We start from the raw sequence: 16244 nt of genomic DNA, 5'->3' as shown, positions 1-16244 counted from the left end.
CACGTCTTCCGCCTCACGGAAGGAGGACCGGAGACATCGCTACGTGGGGGCGGGAGCCCGGACAGCCGCGCTGATCATGCTCACCGCGCGCTCGACCTTCTCCGCCGTGGCCGCGGGGGAAGGCAGTTCGGATTCGTAGACGAAGGCGGTGGCGCCGCGGCGGCTTCCGCAGTAGTCGACGATGCCGTGCTCGATCTGCGTCCGCAGGGCCTTCTCGTATCCGTGCCGCTCCAACAGGCCAGGATCGCTGCCCGCGACGGGCAGCAGATGGATCGTGAGCTGCTGCAGCTTGGGGCGCAGCCCTGAGTCCGCCGAATACTCGAAGGCCCAGCCGTTGACGAAGACCCGGTCGATCCACCCCTTCAGCAGCGCCGGCATCGACCACCAGTACACGGGGAAGACCAGAACGACGTCGGTGACCCGCTCCAGACGACGGTGTTCACGGACGACGTCGGACGGGTGGTCGCCGCCCTCCTGGTACGCACGGCGGTCCGCCGGGCCGTACCTGGGGTCGAACTGCTCCTGGTGCAGGTCGGCCACTTCGACCGGCAGGGGGTGCAGGGCCGACGCGAGTCTGGCCGACACATGATGCGTCAAGGACCGGGGGTCCGGGTTCGCGGTGATCAGCAAGGTTCGCGGCGTGCGACGGGTGTTCTCGCTCATGACCTCCAGGCAACCTGACCGGGCCGTACGATCCCATGGGCAAGGAGCCGAAGAACCTGTCCGTTCGTCTACCGCGTGCCGGTCGACAGGCCCTAGACGAGTTCACGCCGGAACTCCGTCGGGTTGACGCCGCGGACCCGTTTGAACGCGGCACTGAAGCCGAAGGCGTCCGAGTAACCGACCTCGTGGGCGATCTCCGCGAGGGTCGCCGTCCTCCGTTCCCGCATGAGGTCGGCCGCGATCATCATGCGCCGGCGGGTGAGGAAAGTCAGCGGCGGCTCGCCCACCAGGTCGGCGAAGCGTTTCGCGAAGGTGGCGCGTGACACCCCAGCCCTTCTGGCCAGGGAGGAGACCGTCCACGGCGCGGCCGGTTGCTCGTGCAGCAGCTTCAGCGCGTGGCCGACGACCGGGTCACGGTGTGCGGTGTACCAGGCTGGGGGGTTGCCGCCGGGCCGGTCGAACCAGTCGCGCAGGGAGCACACCAGCATCCAGTCCAGCAGCCGGTCGAGCACGATCTGCTGGCCCGGAGCATCGACGGCGACCTCTGCGGCCAAGAGGGCCCGCACGGCGTCGACCGTGCCGTCGCCCGCGATGCGCAGGACATCGGGCACCGCGTCGAGCAGTTGCCGACCGATCTCGCCGCGGACCGGGTAAGCGCCGGTGACCAGCGTCGTCGCGTGTTCCGAGTCGCCGGGAGCGGCGTCGTGCCAGCCCAGCCGGTGGCGGGTTCCGCCCTGATCGGGCGTCGCGCAGCTCTCCCCGCACTCGATCGGTTCGGCGGCGGTGCCGATCTCGTCGACGAAGGAGAACGGTGCGGGGCCGCGCAGGATCAGCGTCTCACCGGCGGTGAGGTGCTCGGGCGGGAGCCCCTCCGGAAGGATCCACCCAGATCCTTCGAGGACGGTGCACAGCGTCAGCGGTGCGCCGTCGACGAACCGCAACGCCCAGGGAGCGGTGACGGTCGAGCTGCCGAACAACGACCCCTGCGCCCGCACGCTACGGAACATGTCTCCGAAGACATCCATGGGGCGATGTTAGACGTTGGCGCAGGCGTATCGCCTTTTGCCCTGCGTGATCGTCCCGCCCGCCGTTCCGGTGCGGGCGTCGTGCGCGGCAGCGCCACCCCTTCTCCCGCTCTCGCCCCCGACCAGCCGGCCACCCGCGGGGGCACGCTGCGACGAGCGGGCGCGGTTCCGGTATCCGGGCGCTCCTTGACGAACAGCGGGACGTACTGCTGAATTGACGACATGACTGCCCAGCGGCGCTTGGTCTCGCGCGATCACATCGACTTCGGTCGGGTGTGGTCGGCCGCGTGTTGCGCCTGACCCGGCAGCGGGCCCTCTGACCGGCCCCTTTCTCCTTCAGTGACCCCGTCGCGGGTCGGTTCCGTCTTCGCGCGCCGCCGCCCGGCGCCGTCACACCCGCAGCAGGTCGTCCCGTACGCGCTGTCGCGGCGGGTGCCCGGCGCGCTCTGCCGTTCCTGACCCGTTCCCTCACCGCCGTGCCGCCCCCGGGCGAGGGCGTTCTCGTCATGGTCTTCCAGGAAGGCGCACACTCGTGTCCTCAACACCCCCTTCTCCCCCTTCTCTCCTGCACCTCGCCGTCGCCCTGGACGGCACCGGCTGGCATCCCGCCTCCTGGCGTGAGGCGGTGGCCCGCCCCCGGGACCTGTTCACCGCCGCCTACTGGGCCGACCTGGTCGCGGAGGCCGAGCGCGGGCTCCTCGACTTCGTGACCATCGAGGACGGCCTTGGCCTCCAGTCGTCCCACTTCCTCGACCCGGACCACCGCACCGACCAGGTACGCGGTCGCCTGGACGCCGTCCTCATCGCCTCCCGCGTCGCACCGCTGACCCGGCACATCGGCCTGGTGCCGACGGTGATCGCCACCCACACGGAGCCGTTCCACATCTCCAAGGCGATCGCCACCCTCGACTACGTCAGCACCGGCCGGGCCGGCCTGCGCGTGCAGATCACCGCCCGGCCGAACGAGGCCGCGCACTTCGGCCGCCGTACGATCCCGCGCATCGACTCCTACGACGCCCCGGACGCCCAGGAGTTGGTCACCGACCTCTTCGACGAGGCCGCCGACCACGTGGAGGTGGTGCGCCGCCTCTGGGACAGCTGGGAGGACGACGCCGAGATCCGGGACGCCGCCACCGGCCGCTTCATCGACCGGGACAAGCTGCACTACATCGACTTCGAGGGCAGGCACTTCAGCGTCAGGGGCCCCTCCATCACGCCCCGTCCGCCGCAGGGCCAGCCGGTCGTCACCGCCCTCGCGCACGACACCGTCCCGTACCGGCTCGTGGCCCGCGCCGCCGACATCGGCTACGTCACGCCGCACGACGCCGACGAGGCCCGCGCGATCGTCGCCCGGATCCGCGCCGAGCAGGACGCGGCCGGACGGGCCGCCGAGCCGCTGCACGTCTTCGGCGACCTCGTGGTCTTCCTCGACGACGACCCGGCCACCGCGCGGGCACGCCGGGAACGGCTCGACGCGCTCGCGGGACAGCCGTACACGAGCGACGCCCTGGTCTTCACCGGGACACCGTCCCAACTGGCGGATCTGCTCCTGGAGTTGCGCGGCGCCGGGCTGTCCGGCTTCCGGCTGCGGCCCGCCGTCGCCGGGCACGACCTCCCGGCGATCACCCGCGGGCTGGTCCCCGAACTCCAGCGACGCGGCGTCTTCCGCCGCGCCTACGAGGCCGGCACCCTGCGCGGCCTGCTGGGCCTGCCCCGCCCCGCCAACCGTCACGCGGCAGCCTGAGCCGCCGGAAGGAAGACCGCAGCGCCATGACCAAGCCCCTGAAGCAGATCCACCTGGCCGCCCACTTCCCCGGCGTCAACAACACCACCGTGTGGAGCGACCCGAGGGCCGGCAGCCACATCGAGTTCAGCTCCTTCGCGCACTTCGCCCGGACCGCCGAACGCGCCAAGTTCGACTTCCTCTTCCTGGCCGAGGGGCTCCGGCTCCGCGAACAGGGCGGGCACATATACGACCTGGACGTCGTCGGCCGCCCCGACACCTTCACCGTCCTGGCCGCGCTCGCCGCCGTCACCGAACACCTCGGACTGACCGGCACCATCAACTCGACCTTCAACGAGCCGTACGAGGTGGCCCGCCAGTTCGCCAGCCTCGACCACCTCTCCGGCGGACGGTCCGCCTGGAACGTCGTCACCTCCTGGGACGCCTTCACCGGCGAGAACTTCCGCCGCGGCGGCTTCCTGCCGCAGGAGGAGCGCTACTCCCGCGCCAAGGAGTTCCTGGCCACGGCGCACGAGCTCTTCGACTCCTGGCACGGCGACGAGATCCTCGCCGACCGGACCACCGGCACCTTCCTGCGGGACGCCGACGCGGGCGCCTTCGCCCACACCGGACAGCACTTCGACATCCACGGGCGGTTCAACGTCCCGCGCTCCCCGCAGGGCCGCCCGGTGATCTTCCAGGCCGGGGACTCCGAGGAGGGCCGCGAGTTCGCCGCCGCGGAGGCGGACGCCGTCTTCAGCCGGCACGGCACCCTGGAGGCGGGCCGGGCCTTCTACACGGACGTGAAGTCCCGCCTGGCCAGGTACGGCCGCCGCCCCGACCAGCTGCTCATCCTGCCCGCCGCGACCTTCGTCCTCGCCGACACCGACGCGGACGCCGAGGAACTCGCCCGCGAGGTGCGCCGGCAGCAGGTCAGCGGGGCCACCGCCATCAGACACCTGGAGTTCGTCTGGAACCGGGACCTGTCGGCGTACGACCCGGAAGGGCCCCTGCCCGACATCGACCCGGACGTCGGCGGCCGGCACATCTCCCAGGGCCGCGCCCAGGTCCGCATGTACCGGGACCCCCTGGCCACCGCCCGTGAGTGGCGCGAACTGGCCGCCGCCCACGGCTGGTCCATCCGCGACCTGGTCATCAACACCGGCAACCGGCAGAACTTCGTCGGCTCCCCGGCCACCGTCGCGCGCACCATCGACGAACTCGTCCAGGCCGACGCGAGCGACGGCTTCATCCTCGTCCCGCACATCACCCCGGGCGGGCTGGACGAGTTCGCCGACAAGGTGGTCCCGCTGCTCCAGGAACGGGGCGTGTTCCGCACGGAGTACGAGGGCACGACCCTGCGCGACCACCTGGGCCTGGCGCACCCGGCCGACGTCCGCGGTGAGCGGGTGGCGTCGTGAGGTTCATCGCCATCACCCTGATCGCGCACCGCCCGGACCCGGTCACCGGCGTACGGAAATCGACCCACGAGCGTTTCCGCGAGGTCCTCGGCGACGCCGTGCTCGCCGAGGAGCTGGGCTTCGACGGCTTCGGAGTGGGGGAGCGGCACGAACGGCCGTTCATCTCCTCCTCGCCGACCGTGGTACTGAGCCATGTGGCGGCGCTGACGAAACGCATCCGCCTGTTCACCGCGGTGACGACCCTGAGCCTGCTCGACCCGGTCCGCGCCTACGAGGACTACGCCACCCTCGACCACCTCTCCGAGGGCCGGCTCGACCTGATCATCGGCAAGGGCAACGGCACCGCCCAGCGCGAGCTGTTCCACGTCACCCCCGAGGACCAGTGGGAGCGCAACGCCGAGAGCTACGAGGTCTTCCGGCGGATCTGGCGCCAGGACAAGGTCACCGCGCGAACCCGCTTCCGTCCGCCGCTGACGGACGCCGAGGTGTGGCCCCGGCCCTTCCAGCGGCCCGTCCGCGTCTGGCACGGCAGCGCCACCAGCAAGGAGTCGGTCGACCTGGCCGCCCGCCACGGCGACCCGCTGTTCTCCGCCAACGTCACCCACCCCGTCGAGCCCTACGCCGAGCTGGTCCGCCACTACCGCGAGCGCTGGGAGCACTACGGCCACGACCCGGCCGGCATCGCGATCGGCGCCGGCACGGCGGGCGTCCACGTGGCGCCCACCTCCCAGGAGGCGCTGGCCGCCTACCGGCCGGTCTTCGAGGCCGGTCTGGCCTTCTCCCGGCAGGCGGGGCTGCCCGTCGTCTTCGAGACCCTGGAGGACTTCGCCGAACGCAGCTCCGCCCTGATCGGCAGCCCCCAGCAGGTCATCGACAAGGTGCACCGCTACCACGAGCGGCTCGGCCACACCGTGCTCCACCTGCACGCCGACGCGGGCGGGCTGCCGGCCGCCCGGCACCGCGCCTCCCTGGAGCTGTTCCAGTCCCAGGTCGCCCCCGTACTGCGCCGCGAGATCCCGGACCCGCCGTTCCCGTGGGGGCCCGTGCCGCCGGCGCCACCGCTCACCGAGGAGTCCGCCCGCCGCTGACCTTCCCGACGGCGGCCGCGGCCACGCGTGACCGCCACCCGCACCCGAGTCGCACCCGAGCCGACGAAGCGAAAGGTCCCCCATGGCCACCATCCTGTCCGTCTCCGGCAGCCCCTCCGCCACCTCCCGCACCGCACGCCTCCTGCGCCACCTCGACGCCCGGCTCACCGCGCAGGGACACGACGTGATCCCGCTCGACGTGCGCACCCTCCCCGCCGAGGCCCTGCTGCACGCCGACTTCGCCCACCCGGCGATCACCGAGGCCACCGCCCTGTTCGGACAGGCCGACGGCGTGGTGATCGGCACGCCCGTCTACAAGGCCGCCTACTCCGGCCTGCTGAAGTCACTCCTCGACCTGCTGCCCCAGTACGCGCTGACCGGCAAGACCGTCCTCCCGCTCGCGACCGGCGGCACCACCGCCCACGTCCTGGCCCTCGACTACGCCCTGCGCCCCGTCCTCAACTCCATGGGCCCCGCCCACATCACCCCCGGCTGGTTCACCCTGGACAAGGACATCACGGTCGGCGACGACGGCACGCTCACCGTCGCACCCGGCTCCGCCGAGGCGCTGGCACAGGTCACCGACGCGTTCTCCGCCGCGCTGGGCGGCCGTACGACGCTCCTGGCGGCCGCCGGATGAGCGGGGCGAGCCGGCCCTCTTGACGGAGCCTGGACATGGCCCGAGACTCCACTACAGGAATCCTAGTGAACTGGTAGGGAATCATGGGCCGTGCTGCGCTGGACCTCGGTGGCGACGCCGTCCGTGTCGCCACCCGGCGACTGCCCCTGCTGACGTCCCGCCGCCACATCGACCTCGTGCGGGTGTGCGGCGCGGCGAGTTCCCCGCGCGAGGGCGGTCCGGCCGCCCCTCGCGCCTGACCTCACCGCCGCGAGCGCCTCTCCCGGCCGCGCCGAAGCCGCCGCGTGCCGTCGCCTCCGTATGCCCGTGGTCCGTTCGCCCGCAGTCCCGTTCGCTCGTGGTCCGTTCGCCCGTACGTCTGTTCGTCCGTATGCCCGTGACCGAGCACTCTCAGGGAGACGCATGTCCGCCACATCCCCGACCGCCGTGCCGTCCTTCCGGAGCAGGATCGGCTGCGACGCGCGCAGCGGCTACTACGCCGCTCCGCACCGCTACCGGCTCCACCTGTCGCTGTCCTGTCCGCACGGCTTGCAGATCGCCGTCACGCACAGCCTGCTCGGCCTCGACGACGTCCTCCCGGTGACGCTGCTGCCCGCCGTGCCCGACGCCCCCGGCGGCGGACACCGGGCCCTGCGCCCGCTGTACGAGGCCAGTTCGCACCAGCACCCCGGTCCGGCCGTGGCGCCGGTCCTCAGCGACAACTGGACCGGGCGGATCGTCAGCACCCACACCCCCGACATCCTGCGGGACATGGCCCGGCGGTTCGGCGGCCATGGTCCCGATCTCCTCCCGCGCGGTGCCGAGGAGGCGATCGAGGACATGGCCCGGCTCTGCGAGCAGGGCATCACCGCGACGGCCCAGCGCGCCGGGCAGTACGGCGGCGACCCGGCGGCACGCGACACCGCGCTGGCCGCCCTGCTGCGCGCGCTGGACCTGCTGGAGCGGCGGCTCGCCTCCCGGCAGCACGTACTGGGCGACGAACTCACCCTCGCCGACGTGCGGCTGTGGGTGACGCTGGTGCAGCTCGACACCGTGCACCGGCACCACCTGGACGCCGCCGCGGTGCACCGGATCACCGGCCACCCCCGTCTGTGGGCGTACGCGCGACGGCTGGCCGCGCACCCCGCCTTCGGTCCTCACCTGGACCTCGACGGCATCGCCCGCAGGCACCACGCCCACTGCCGGGGCGCCGAGGCCGCAGGCGCGGCGGTGGGGATCGTGGACTGGACCGCGGTGCGGTGAGGACGCCGTCGCGGCCGTCCCCGGCGCGGCTCACGCCCCCGGGAGCGGGGCGATCTCCTCGATCAGGCCCTCGATCAGCACCTTGATCTCGTCGCGGATCGGGCGGACGGCCTCGACGCCCTGGCCGGCCGGGTCGTCGAGCCGCCAGTCCAGGTACCGCTTGCCGGGGAAGACCGGGCAGGTGTCGCCGCAGCCCATGGTGACGCAGACGTCGGACTCCTGGACCGCGTCCACGGTCAGCAGCTTCGGCACCTCCGCGGAGATGTCCACGCCGACCTCGCGCATCGCCTCGACGGCGGCCGGGTTGACGGCGGCGCCCGGGGCGGAGCCGGCGGAACGGACCTCGACGCGGTCGCCGGCCAGGTGGGTCAGCCACGCGGCGGCCATCTGGGAACGGCCGGCGTTGTGGACACAGACGAACAGCACGGAGGGCTTGTCGGACATCAGGGGGTCTCTCTCTCGTCTCGCGACGGCATCCTCGTCCCGTGACGGCATCCTCGTCCCGTGACGGCATCAGGTGCGCATGACCTCATCACCCGGTGACGTCAGCCGCCACTGATGTGAGAGTATCAGCGCATGATGACGTCAGTCGACACTGATCTGATCCGGGTGCTGGCGGACCCGCTCAGGCTGCGGATCGTGACCCTGCTCGCCGAAGAGACGCTGTGCACCACCCACCTCGTGGAGGAGACCGGGGCCCGGCAGACCAACCTCTCCAACCACCTGAGGGTGCTGCGCGAGGCCGGTGTCGTCGAGACGGAGCCGTGCGGCCGGTACACGTACTACAAGCTCAGGCCGGACGTCATCGCCTCGCTCGCCGGCCGGTTCGCCGACCTGGCCGAGTCCGCCCGCAACGCCGCCCAGAACAAGAGGGCCTGCCCGTGACCCGCACCGACACCCCCGCGCCGGCCGCCGAGGAGTCCTCCGTCGTCGCGAAGCTGTCGAGCCTCGACCGCTTCCTGGCAGTCTGGATCCTGCTCGCCATGGCCGTCGGCCTCGGCCTGGGCCGCCTGATCCCCGGCATGGACGACGGCCTTGCCCACCTGGAGGTCGGCGGCATCTCCCTGCCGATCGCGCTCGGCCTGCTGGTCATGATGTACCCGGTCCTGGCCAAGGTCCGCTACGACAAGCTCGACGCCGTGACCGGTGACCAGAGGCTGATGGTCTCGTCCCTGGTCATCAACTGGCTGGTCGGCCCGGCCGTGATGTTCGCGCTGGCCTGGATCTTCCTGCCGGACCTGCCCGAGTACCGCACCGGCCTGATCATCGTCGGCCTGGCCCGCTGCATCGCCATGGTCATCATCTGGAACGACCTCGCCTGCGGCGACCGCGAGGCGGCGGCCGTGCTCGTCGCGCTGAACTCGGTCTTCCAGGTCATCGCGTTCGGCCTGCTCGGCTGGTTCTACCTGGACCTGCTGCCCCAGTGGCTCGGCCTCGGCGACGGACAGGGCCTGGACGTCCCCGTCTGGAAGATCGCGCTCAACGTCGTGGTGTTCCTCGGCGTCCCGCTCCTCGCCGGATTCCTCACCCGCCGTATCGGCGAGAAGAAGATGGGCCGGGAGGGCTATGAGCGAGAGTTCCTCCCGAAGATCGGCCCCTGGGCGCTGTACGGCCTGCTCTTCACGATCGTCGTCCTGTTCGCCCTCCAGGGGAAGACCATCACCTCCCAGCCCCTGGACGTCGTGCGCATCGCGCTGCCGCTGCTGGTGTACTTCGCCGTGATGTGGGCCGGCACCTTCCTGCTCGGCAAGGCGATCGGCCTCGCCTACGACCGCACCGCCACGCTCGCCTTCACCGCCGCCGGCAACAACTTCGAGCTGGCCATCGCCGTCGCCATCGCCACCTTCGGCGTCACCTCCGGCCAGGCCCTCTCCGGCGTCGTGGGCCCGCTGATCGAGGTGCCGGTCCTGATCGGACTCGTCTACGTGTCCCTGGCCTGGCGCAAGAGGTTCGTCCCGGCCGCACGCTGATCAGTGCGATCAGTGCGATCAGTGCGATCAGTGCGATCAGTGCGATCACTGCGATCGGCGCCCGGTCGGTGAGACGGAGAGCAGCGGAGCAGCGGGCGCGCAGCAGCCGTCCGTGCCGGCGCCGGAGGTCCCGGTGGCGGCGGTCTCGGTGGCGGCGGAGTCGAAGAGGCCCGAGCCGCCGCACACGCCGGTCTCCGGCAGGACCAGTTCCACCCGGTCGGCGGCGTCGGTGTCGCCCGCCAGCGCCGCCGCCACCGACCGGACCTGCTCGTAGCCGGTCATGGCCAGGAACGTGGGGGCGCGGCCGTAGCTCTTCATGCCGACGAGGTGGATGCCGGAGTCCGGGTGGGACAGCTCCCGGTGGCCGTGCGGGTAGACCGTGCCGCACGAGTGCTGGTTGGGGTCGATCAGCGGGGCGAGTGCCACGGGCGCCTGGAGGCGTTCGTCCAGGCGCAGACGTACCTCGGAGAGGAACGACAGATCGGGACGGAACCCGGTCAGGACGATGACCTCGTCCACCGGATCGAGCCGTCGGCCGTCCTCGGCGGCGAGGACCAGCCGGCCGTCGGCGGCGCGTTCGAATGCTTCGGTCCGGAAGCCGGTGACCGCCTCGGCGTGGCCGTCGTCGACGGCGGCCTTGGCCGCGAGGCCCAGTGCTCCGCGCGCGGGCAGCTGGTCCGCCGCTCCGCCGCCGAAGGTGGAACCCGAGATGCCGCGTCGCAGTACCCACACCGCCTTCGTCCGGGTCCCGTCCTGGGAGCGGGCCAGCTCGGCGAGTGCGGCCAGCGCGGTGAACGCGGAGGCGCCGGCGCCGATGACGGCGGTGCGCCGGCCGGCGTGACGGGCCCGCACGGCGGGGTCCGAGAAGTCGGGGACGCGGTAGGTGACGCGGTCGGCCGCCGCACGCTCGCCCAGGGCGGGCAGGCCGCTGCCACCGGCGGGGGAGGGCAGCGCCCAGGTGCCGGAGGCGTCGATCACAGCGGTGGCGAGCAGCCTCTCCTCCCGGCCGTCGGAGTGCTCGACGTGCACGACGAACGGCTGCGCGTCGCGGTCGGCGTCCACGACGCGGTCGCGGCCGGCCTTCGAGACGCCGGTCACCCGGGCGCCGTAGCGCACCCGGTCCCGGAGCGCGTCGGCGAGCGGCCGCAGGTAGTGCTCGACCCAGTCGCCGCCGGTCGGGTAGCCGGCGGCATCGGGCCTGGTCCAGCCCGTCTGGGCCAGGATCTTCTCGGCGGCCGGGTCCACGACCTCGCCCCAGCTGGAGAACAGGCGTACGTGCGCCCATGCGCGCACGGCGGCACCGGCGGTGCTGCCCGCTTCGAGAACGAGGGGAGTCAGGCCGCGCTCGGTCAGGTGGGCCGCGGCGGCCAGGCCGACCGGGCCGGCGCCGATGACGATCACGGGGAGAACAGGGGCGGTGGACATGATGGCGACGACTCCTCGGCTGTTGATTCGACGTTTGTCGATGTCACTCAGCATGACCCCTGGAATCGATGTGCGTCAACATAGAAGTTCATCGAATTCATGGGCGGGTCCCTCTTGGGTCCCTTGAGTCCCTTGAGCCCCTTCCGCCCCTTGCGTCCTCTTGGTCAATGCTTCGACGTCTGTCAATATGGAGACATGTCGAATCTGGCCGTTGACCCCACCGGTCCGGACGCCACCGCCTCCTGGTGCTGCCGGCCGCTGGGCAAGGAGGAACTGTCCGCCGCGGACGCGGAGCGGATCGCCGTCATGTTCAAGGCGCTCTCCGACCCCGTGCGGCTGCGGCTGTTCTCGAAGATCGCCGCCCAGCCGGCCGGAGAGGCCTGTGTCTGCGACATCCAGGACGTGGGGGTCTCCCAGCCCACGGTCAGCCACCACCTGCGCAAGCTGCGGGAGGCCGGGCTGCTTGAGTCGGAGCGCCGTGCCAGCTGGGTGTACTACAGGGTCGCGCCCGGGGTGCTGGCGGCCATGGCCGGCCTGTTGTCGCCGACCGGCTGAACGGCCGGCTTCAGCTGTCCGCGGTGAGCGCGGAGAGGTCCGCCAGGACCCGGGCCGCCGGTGCCGGGTGGATCAGCCAGCGCAGGTGGCTGCCCTCCAGGGTGCGGACGTCGGACGGGTTGTCCGGCGTCAGCGCGTCGCTCTCGCGGATCAGCCGGTCCTGCATGGCCAGGGGCATGCCGGCGTCGCCGGTCAGGCGTACGAACGTCCTCGGCACACGGCCCCAGGTCGCGGCCCGCGCCCGGTCGGCCGAGGTGCCGACGTCGAGGTTCTCGTCGGGCTGGAAGGTGTTCAGGAAGGCCAGGAACTCCGCGTCGGTGCCGTCGGCGAGGAAGGCCGCCTTGAGTGCCGCGAGGGCGTCCGGGTCGGCGGTGCGGAAGTTGACGCGCAGCAGGCCGAGCTCGGCCGGGTTCCCGGCCGCAGCCAGGGCCAGTGAGGCGGTGTCGACCGTGGCCATCTCCGGCTCGGCGTAGTAGTCGCCGACGGCCAGGTCGACCGGGCACCAGGCGGCGACGTAGACGAGGCGGTCGATCAGCTCCGGCCGGGCGTTGGCCGCGGCGGTGGCCGTGATGCCGCCACGGCTGTGCGCGACGAGGATCACCGGGCCGTTCTCCTTGGCCCGCTCCAGTACGCCGGTCAGGTGGGCGACGTTGTCGGCGAGCGTGACCCCTTTGATCGCGCCGGGCGCGGTGGCGAGACCTTCCGGGTCCTGCGGTGCCTGGTAGGCGCGCGGAAACGTCGCACCGAAGCCGTGGCCGGGCAGGTCGACGGCGACCGAACGGTGCCCGAGGAGGCCGAGTTCGGCCTGGAGCGGCGCGAAGGAGAAGGAGTTCGCGAACGCGCCGTGCACCAGTACGAACGTCGGCTGCATCTGCCGGCTCACTCTCTGCTGTCGGTACGGAGGCCGGCCCCACTGTACGTCCCGGCCGGGCGGGACAGGGGCGGTCAACACGGCCGAACGATCGGCGTGTTGGGCGGGCCCGGGGGGTCAGCGCGCCAGCTCCCGGTGGGCGGTCTCCGGCAGCCGCAGGTACACCAGCGAGGAGAGCAGGCACAGGGCGGCGACGTACCACGGGAAGATCCCGGCGTGCCCCAGCTCCTTGAAGAGCGTGCCGACGTACGGGGCCGTGCCGCCGAACAGCGCGACCGTCAGCGAGTAGGGGAAGCCGATGCCGGCCGCCCGCACCCGGGGCGGGAAGATCTCGGCGTTGACGGCCGCGCTGATCGAGGTGAAGCCGGTGAGCAGGACCATCCCGGCGCACTGCACCAGCAGCAGGACGGCGAACGAGTCCCGCAGGGCGTGCAGCAGGGGCACGCTGAGCAGGGCGAAGCCGAGGCCGAAGAAGAGGAGGAGGGGCCGGCGTCCGAAGCGGTCCGACAGCATCCCGCCGACCGGCTGGAGCAGGGCGAAGAAGGCCAGCGAGAGGGTGCCGGCCAGCAGCGCGTCGGACTTGGTGACGCCGGCGTTGAGTTCGGCGTACGTCGGCAGGTACGAGGTCCAGGTGTAGTAGGCGAGGGTGCCGCCCGCGGTGATGCCGCCGATGAGGAGGGACTCGCGCGGATGGCGGCGCAGCGCCTCGAACAGCCCTGGGCGCGGCGCCCGCGCCTGCTCCGCGCTCCGCGTCTCCTCGGCGCCCCGCCGGATCCAGAACCCGGCCAGGCTGAACACGGCCCCGAGGACGAACGGGACGCGCCAGCCCCAGCCGTCCATGCTCGCCTCGCCGAGGGTGCTCACCAGCAGGGCCGAGATCCCGGAGGCGAGGAGCTGCCCGGCCGTCGTCGAGACGTACTGGAAACTGGAGAACAGGCCCCGGCGTCCCGGCCCCGCCGACTCCACCAGGAAGGTGGTCGACGCCGCGAACTCGCCGCCCACCGACAGGCCCTGGAGCAGCCGGGCCAGGACCAGGACCACCGGGGCCAGCACGCCCGCCGCCGCGTACGTCGGGGTCAGCCCGACCAGCAGGCTGCTGCCGCCCATCAGCAGGATGGTGACCGTCAGGGCCGCCCGGCGGCCGTGCCGGTCGGCCACGGCGCCCATCAGCAGCCCGCCGACGGGCCGCATGAAGAAGCCCACCGCGAACACCGCGAACGTCGACAGCAGCGGCACCAGCGAACTGTCCGCGCCCTTGGGGAAGATCTGGCCGGCGATGTAGGTGGCGAGGAAGGTGTAGGCGTACCAGTCGTACCACTCCACCGCGTTGCCCACGGAGGCGGCGAGGAGCTGGCGCAGGGGCCGACGGGTCGGCGGGGGGACCGTGTGCATGCCTGTCATGATCGCGACCATCCCCGCCGGAACCGCCCCGCACACCTCGGGTACCGGCGACCTTCACATGAACGCCATCCGACCCTTCCCTGACGTTCGGTGCCCCTGACACACTCCGAACGTTCCCGAGGCGAGAGGCTCACCACCCCATGGCCGAAGTCAACCGGCGTCGATTCCTCCAGATCGCGGGCGCCACCACGGCGTTCAGCGCGCTCTCCGCGAGCATCCAGCGGGCCGCCGCGCTCCCGGCCAACCACCGGACCGGATCGATCGAGGACGTCGAGCACATCGTCGTCCTGATGCAGGAGAACCGCTCCTTCGACCACTACTTCGGCAGCCTGCGCGGCGTCCGCGGCTTCGGCGACCCGCACCCCGTCACCCTGGACAGCGGCAAGTCGGTGTGGCACCAGACCAAGGCCGACGGCACCGAGGTGCTGCCCTTCCGCCCGGACGCCGACGACCTCGGCATGCAGTTCCTGGAGGGCCTGCCGCACAGCTGGCCCGACGGCCAGGAGGCGTACCGCGACGGCAAGTACGACCGCTGGGTGCCCGCCAAGGGCACGACCACGATGGCGTACCTGACCCGCGAGGACATCCCCTTCCACTACGCCCTCGCCGACGCGTTCACCGTCTGCGACGCCTACCACTGCTCGTTCATCGGCTCCACCGACCCCAACCGCTACTACATGTGGTCGGGCCACACCGGCAACGACGGCAAGGGCGGCGGCCCGGTCCTCGGCAACGACGAACTCGGCTACGACTGGACGACGTACCCCGAGCGCCTGGAGGCGGCCGGGATCTCCTGGAAGGTCTACCAGGACATCGGCGACGGCCTGGACGCCGCCGGTTCCTGGGGCTGGATCTCCGACGCCTACCGCGGCAACTACGGCGACAACTCCCTGCTGTACTTCAACAAGTACCGCGACGCGAAGCCGGGCGACCCCTGGTACGACAAGGCCCGCACCGGCACCGACGCGGCCAACGGCGACGGCTACTTCGACCTGCTGCGCGCCGACGTGAAGGCGGACAAGCTGCCGCAGATCTCCTGGATCGCCGCGCCCGAGGCCTTCTCCGAGCACTCCAACTGGCCCTCGAACTACGGCGCCTGGTACATCTCCCAGGTCCTGGACGCGCTCACCTCCAACCCCGAGGTGTGGGCGAAGACGGCCCTGTTCATCACCTATGACGAGAACGACGGCTTCTTCGACCACCTGGTACCGCCGCTGCCGCCGAGGTCCGACGCGCAGGGCCGCTCGACGGCCGACGTCTCGCTGGACGTCTTCCCGGGCAGCTCGCGCTACGCCGAGGGCTTCTACGGGCTCGGCCCGCGCGTCCCGATGCTGGTCGTCTCGCCCTGGAGCAAGGGCGGTTACGTCTGCTCCGAGACGCTCGACCACACCTCGATCCTGCGCTTCATGGAGCGCCGGTTCGGGGTGCGCGAGCCGCAGATCTCCCCGTGGCGGCGCGCGATCTGCGGCGACCTGACCTCGGCCTTCGACTTCTCCCGCAAGGACAGCCGCCCCGCCCGCCTGCCCGACACCGACGCCTATGAGCCGCAGGACCGCGACCGGCACCCCGACTACCGTCCCACGCCCCCGGCGGAACCCGGCATGCCCCGGCAGGAGCGCGGTCTGCGTCCCGCCCGCCCGCTGCGGTACGCCCCGCTGGTGGACGCCTCGGCCGACCCGGTCGCCGGCACCCTCAGCCTCACCTTCGCCTCCGGTGCCCAGGCGGGCGCCGCCTTCCTCGTCACCTCCGGCAACCGCACCGACGGTCCCTGGACGTACACCACCGAGGCCGGCAAGCGTGTCTCCGACACCTGGGACGGGGCGTACTCGGGCGGTGTCCACGACCTGACCGTGCACGGCCCCAACGGCTTCCTGCGCGTCTTCCGGCAGCCGGCCGGGACCGCCGGCCCCGAGGTCACGGCGCGTCACGTCCGGGACGACATCGAGCTGACCCTCACCAACCGGGGCTCCGGAACGGTCCGGCTGAAGCTGGCCAACGCCTACGGCGGGCGCGGCCGGACCCTCACCGTGCGCCCCGGCGCCACCGTCCGGCACACCGTCGACCTCACCGCCGGCCGCCGCTGGTACGACCTGACGGTCACCTCCGAGTCCGACCCGGCGTTCCTGCGCCGCTTCGCCGGCCACGTCGAGAACGGCCGGGCGGGCGTGAGCGACCCGGCGCTCGGCGGCGAGTAGCCCGTCCGGGACCCAGGCCGGCCGG

The 16244-nt window shown here is 72.0% G+C and carries 16 protein-coding genes; 10 read left to right on the top strand and 6 right to left on the bottom strand.

Annotation, left to right across the window (positions count from 1 at the left end):
• Nucleotides 1-39: 39 nt before the first annotated feature.
• The gene (locus tag ACIQR3_RS24760) at nt 40-663 is read right to left on the bottom strand and encodes an NAD(P)H-dependent oxidoreductase (RefSeq protein WP_403542548.1); all 624 of its coding nucleotides are present in this window, start codon (nt 661-663) and stop codon (nt 40-42) included.
• 92 nt (nt 664-755) lie between these two features.
• Nucleotides 756-1688 carry an AraC family transcriptional regulator gene (locus ACIQR3_RS24755; protein WP_403542545.1) on the bottom strand — a complete coding sequence of 311 codons (933 nt, stop codon included), beginning with the start codon at nt 1686-1688 and terminating at the stop codon, nt 756-758.
• 532 nt (nt 1689-2220) lie between these two features.
• Here ACIQR3_RS24755 and ACIQR3_RS24750 point away from each other — a divergent pair.
• The 6 genes from ACIQR3_RS24750 to ACIQR3_RS24725 all read left to right on the top strand — a co-directional run bounded on the left by ACIQR3_RS24750 (nt 2221) and on the right by ACIQR3_RS24725 (nt 7802).
• Nucleotides 2221-3432 carry an LLM class flavin-dependent oxidoreductase gene (locus tag ACIQR3_RS24750; RefSeq protein ID WP_403542544.1) on the top strand — a complete coding sequence of 404 codons (1212 nt, stop codon included), beginning with the start codon at nt 2221-2223 and terminating at the stop codon, nt 3430-3432.
• A gap of 26 nt (nt 3433-3458) precedes the next feature.
• Nucleotides 3459-4832 carry an NtaA/DmoA family FMN-dependent monooxygenase gene (locus ACIQR3_RS24745; RefSeq protein WP_403542542.1) on the top strand — a complete coding sequence of 458 codons (1374 nt, stop codon included), beginning with the start codon at nt 3459-3461 and terminating at the stop codon, nt 4830-4832.
• Complete coding sequence (locus ACIQR3_RS24740; RefSeq protein WP_403542539.1) at nt 4829-5920, top strand: LLM class flavin-dependent oxidoreductase; 1092 nt, start codon at nt 4829-4831, stop codon at nt 5918-5920. Before ACIQR3_RS24745 ends, ACIQR3_RS24740 begins: the two co-directional genes overlap by 4 nt.
• A gap of 82 nt (nt 5921-6002) precedes the next feature.
• Nucleotides 6003-6560: an NADPH-dependent FMN reductase gene (gene ssuE / locus ACIQR3_RS24735; protein ID WP_403542537.1), complete on the top strand. Its 558-nt coding sequence runs from the start codon at nt 6003-6005 to the stop codon at nt 6558-6560.
• A gap of 83 nt (nt 6561-6643) precedes the next feature.
• A complete protein-coding gene (locus tag ACIQR3_RS24730; RefSeq protein WP_403542534.1) occupies nt 6644-6799 on the top strand; it encodes a putative leader peptide in 156 nt (51 codons plus the stop codon).
• Nucleotides 6800-6962: 163 nt separating this feature from the next.
• Nucleotides 6963-7802: a glutathione S-transferase C-terminal domain-containing protein gene (locus tag ACIQR3_RS24725; RefSeq protein ID WP_403542532.1), complete on the top strand. Its 840-nt coding sequence runs from the start codon at nt 6963-6965 to the stop codon at nt 7800-7802.
• Between the two features lie 30 nt (nt 7803-7832).
• Here ACIQR3_RS24725 and ACIQR3_RS24720 read toward each other — a convergent pair whose 3' ends face one another.
• Complete coding sequence (locus ACIQR3_RS24720; RefSeq protein ID WP_403542530.1) at nt 7833-8246, bottom strand: arsenate reductase ArsC; 414 nt, start codon at nt 8244-8246, stop codon at nt 7833-7835.
• Nucleotides 8247-8378: 132 nt separating this feature from the next.
• On the opposite strand from ACIQR3_RS24720, the gene ACIQR3_RS24715 reads away from it, so the two are divergent.
• Entirely contained in the window at nt 8379-8687 is a 309-nt protein-coding gene (locus ACIQR3_RS24715) for an ArsR/SmtB family transcription factor (protein WP_403542527.1), read from the top strand.
• Nucleotides 8684-9772, top strand: a complete 1089-nt coding sequence (arsB, locus tag ACIQR3_RS24710) for an ACR3 family arsenite efflux transporter (RefSeq protein ID WP_403542524.1) — start codon at nt 8684-8686, stop codon at nt 9770-9772. The genes ACIQR3_RS24715 and arsB overlap by 4 nt, the downstream gene beginning before the upstream one ends.
• Before the next feature lie 45 nt (nt 9773-9817).
• On the opposite strand, the gene ACIQR3_RS24705 is transcribed toward arsB, so the two are convergent.
• Nucleotides 9818-11197: an NAD(P)-binding domain-containing protein gene (locus ACIQR3_RS24705; RefSeq protein WP_403542522.1), complete on the bottom strand. Its 1380-nt coding sequence runs from the start codon at nt 11195-11197 to the stop codon at nt 9818-9820.
• A 195-nt stretch (nt 11198-11392) separates the two neighbouring features.
• Here ACIQR3_RS24705 and ACIQR3_RS24700 point away from each other — a divergent pair, with 195 nt between their 5' ends.
• Nucleotides 11393-11752 (top strand): ArsR/SmtB family transcription factor, encoded by a 360-nt coding sequence (locus tag ACIQR3_RS24700; protein ID WP_403542519.1) that lies wholly within the window; start codon nt 11393-11395, stop codon nt 11750-11752.
• A 10-nt stretch (nt 11753-11762) separates the two neighbouring features.
• On the opposite strand, the gene ACIQR3_RS24695 is transcribed toward ACIQR3_RS24700, so the two are convergent.
• Together ACIQR3_RS24695 and ACIQR3_RS24690 are read right to left on the bottom strand one after the other, a co-directional pair.
• Nucleotides 11763-12623, bottom strand: coding sequence for an alpha/beta fold hydrolase (locus ACIQR3_RS24695; protein WP_403542517.1), 861 nt, complete (start codon nt 12621-12623; stop codon nt 11763-11765).
• A gap of 117 nt (nt 12624-12740) precedes the next feature.
• Nucleotides 12741-14036, bottom strand: coding sequence for an MFS transporter (locus tag ACIQR3_RS24690; RefSeq protein WP_403542514.1), 1296 nt, complete (start codon nt 14034-14036; stop codon nt 12741-12743).
• 128 nt (nt 14037-14164) lie between these two features.
• Between ACIQR3_RS24690 and ACIQR3_RS24685 the strand changes: the two genes are divergently transcribed.
• Nucleotides 14165-16219: a phosphocholine-specific phospholipase C gene (locus ACIQR3_RS24685; protein ID WP_403542512.1), complete on the top strand. Its 2055-nt coding sequence runs from the start codon at nt 14165-14167 to the stop codon at nt 16217-16219.
• The last annotated feature ends 25 nt before the right edge of the window (nt 16220-16244 follow it).

This window comes from Streptomyces sp. NPDC090994 (assembly GCF_044768905.1).
In the GTDB taxonomy this organism is placed as follows: Bacteria; Actinomycetota; Actinomycetes; order Streptomycetales; family Streptomycetaceae; genus Streptomyces.
Note: the sequence above shows the minus strand (reverse complement) of the source record. Positions and strands in the feature narration are given on the sequence as shown.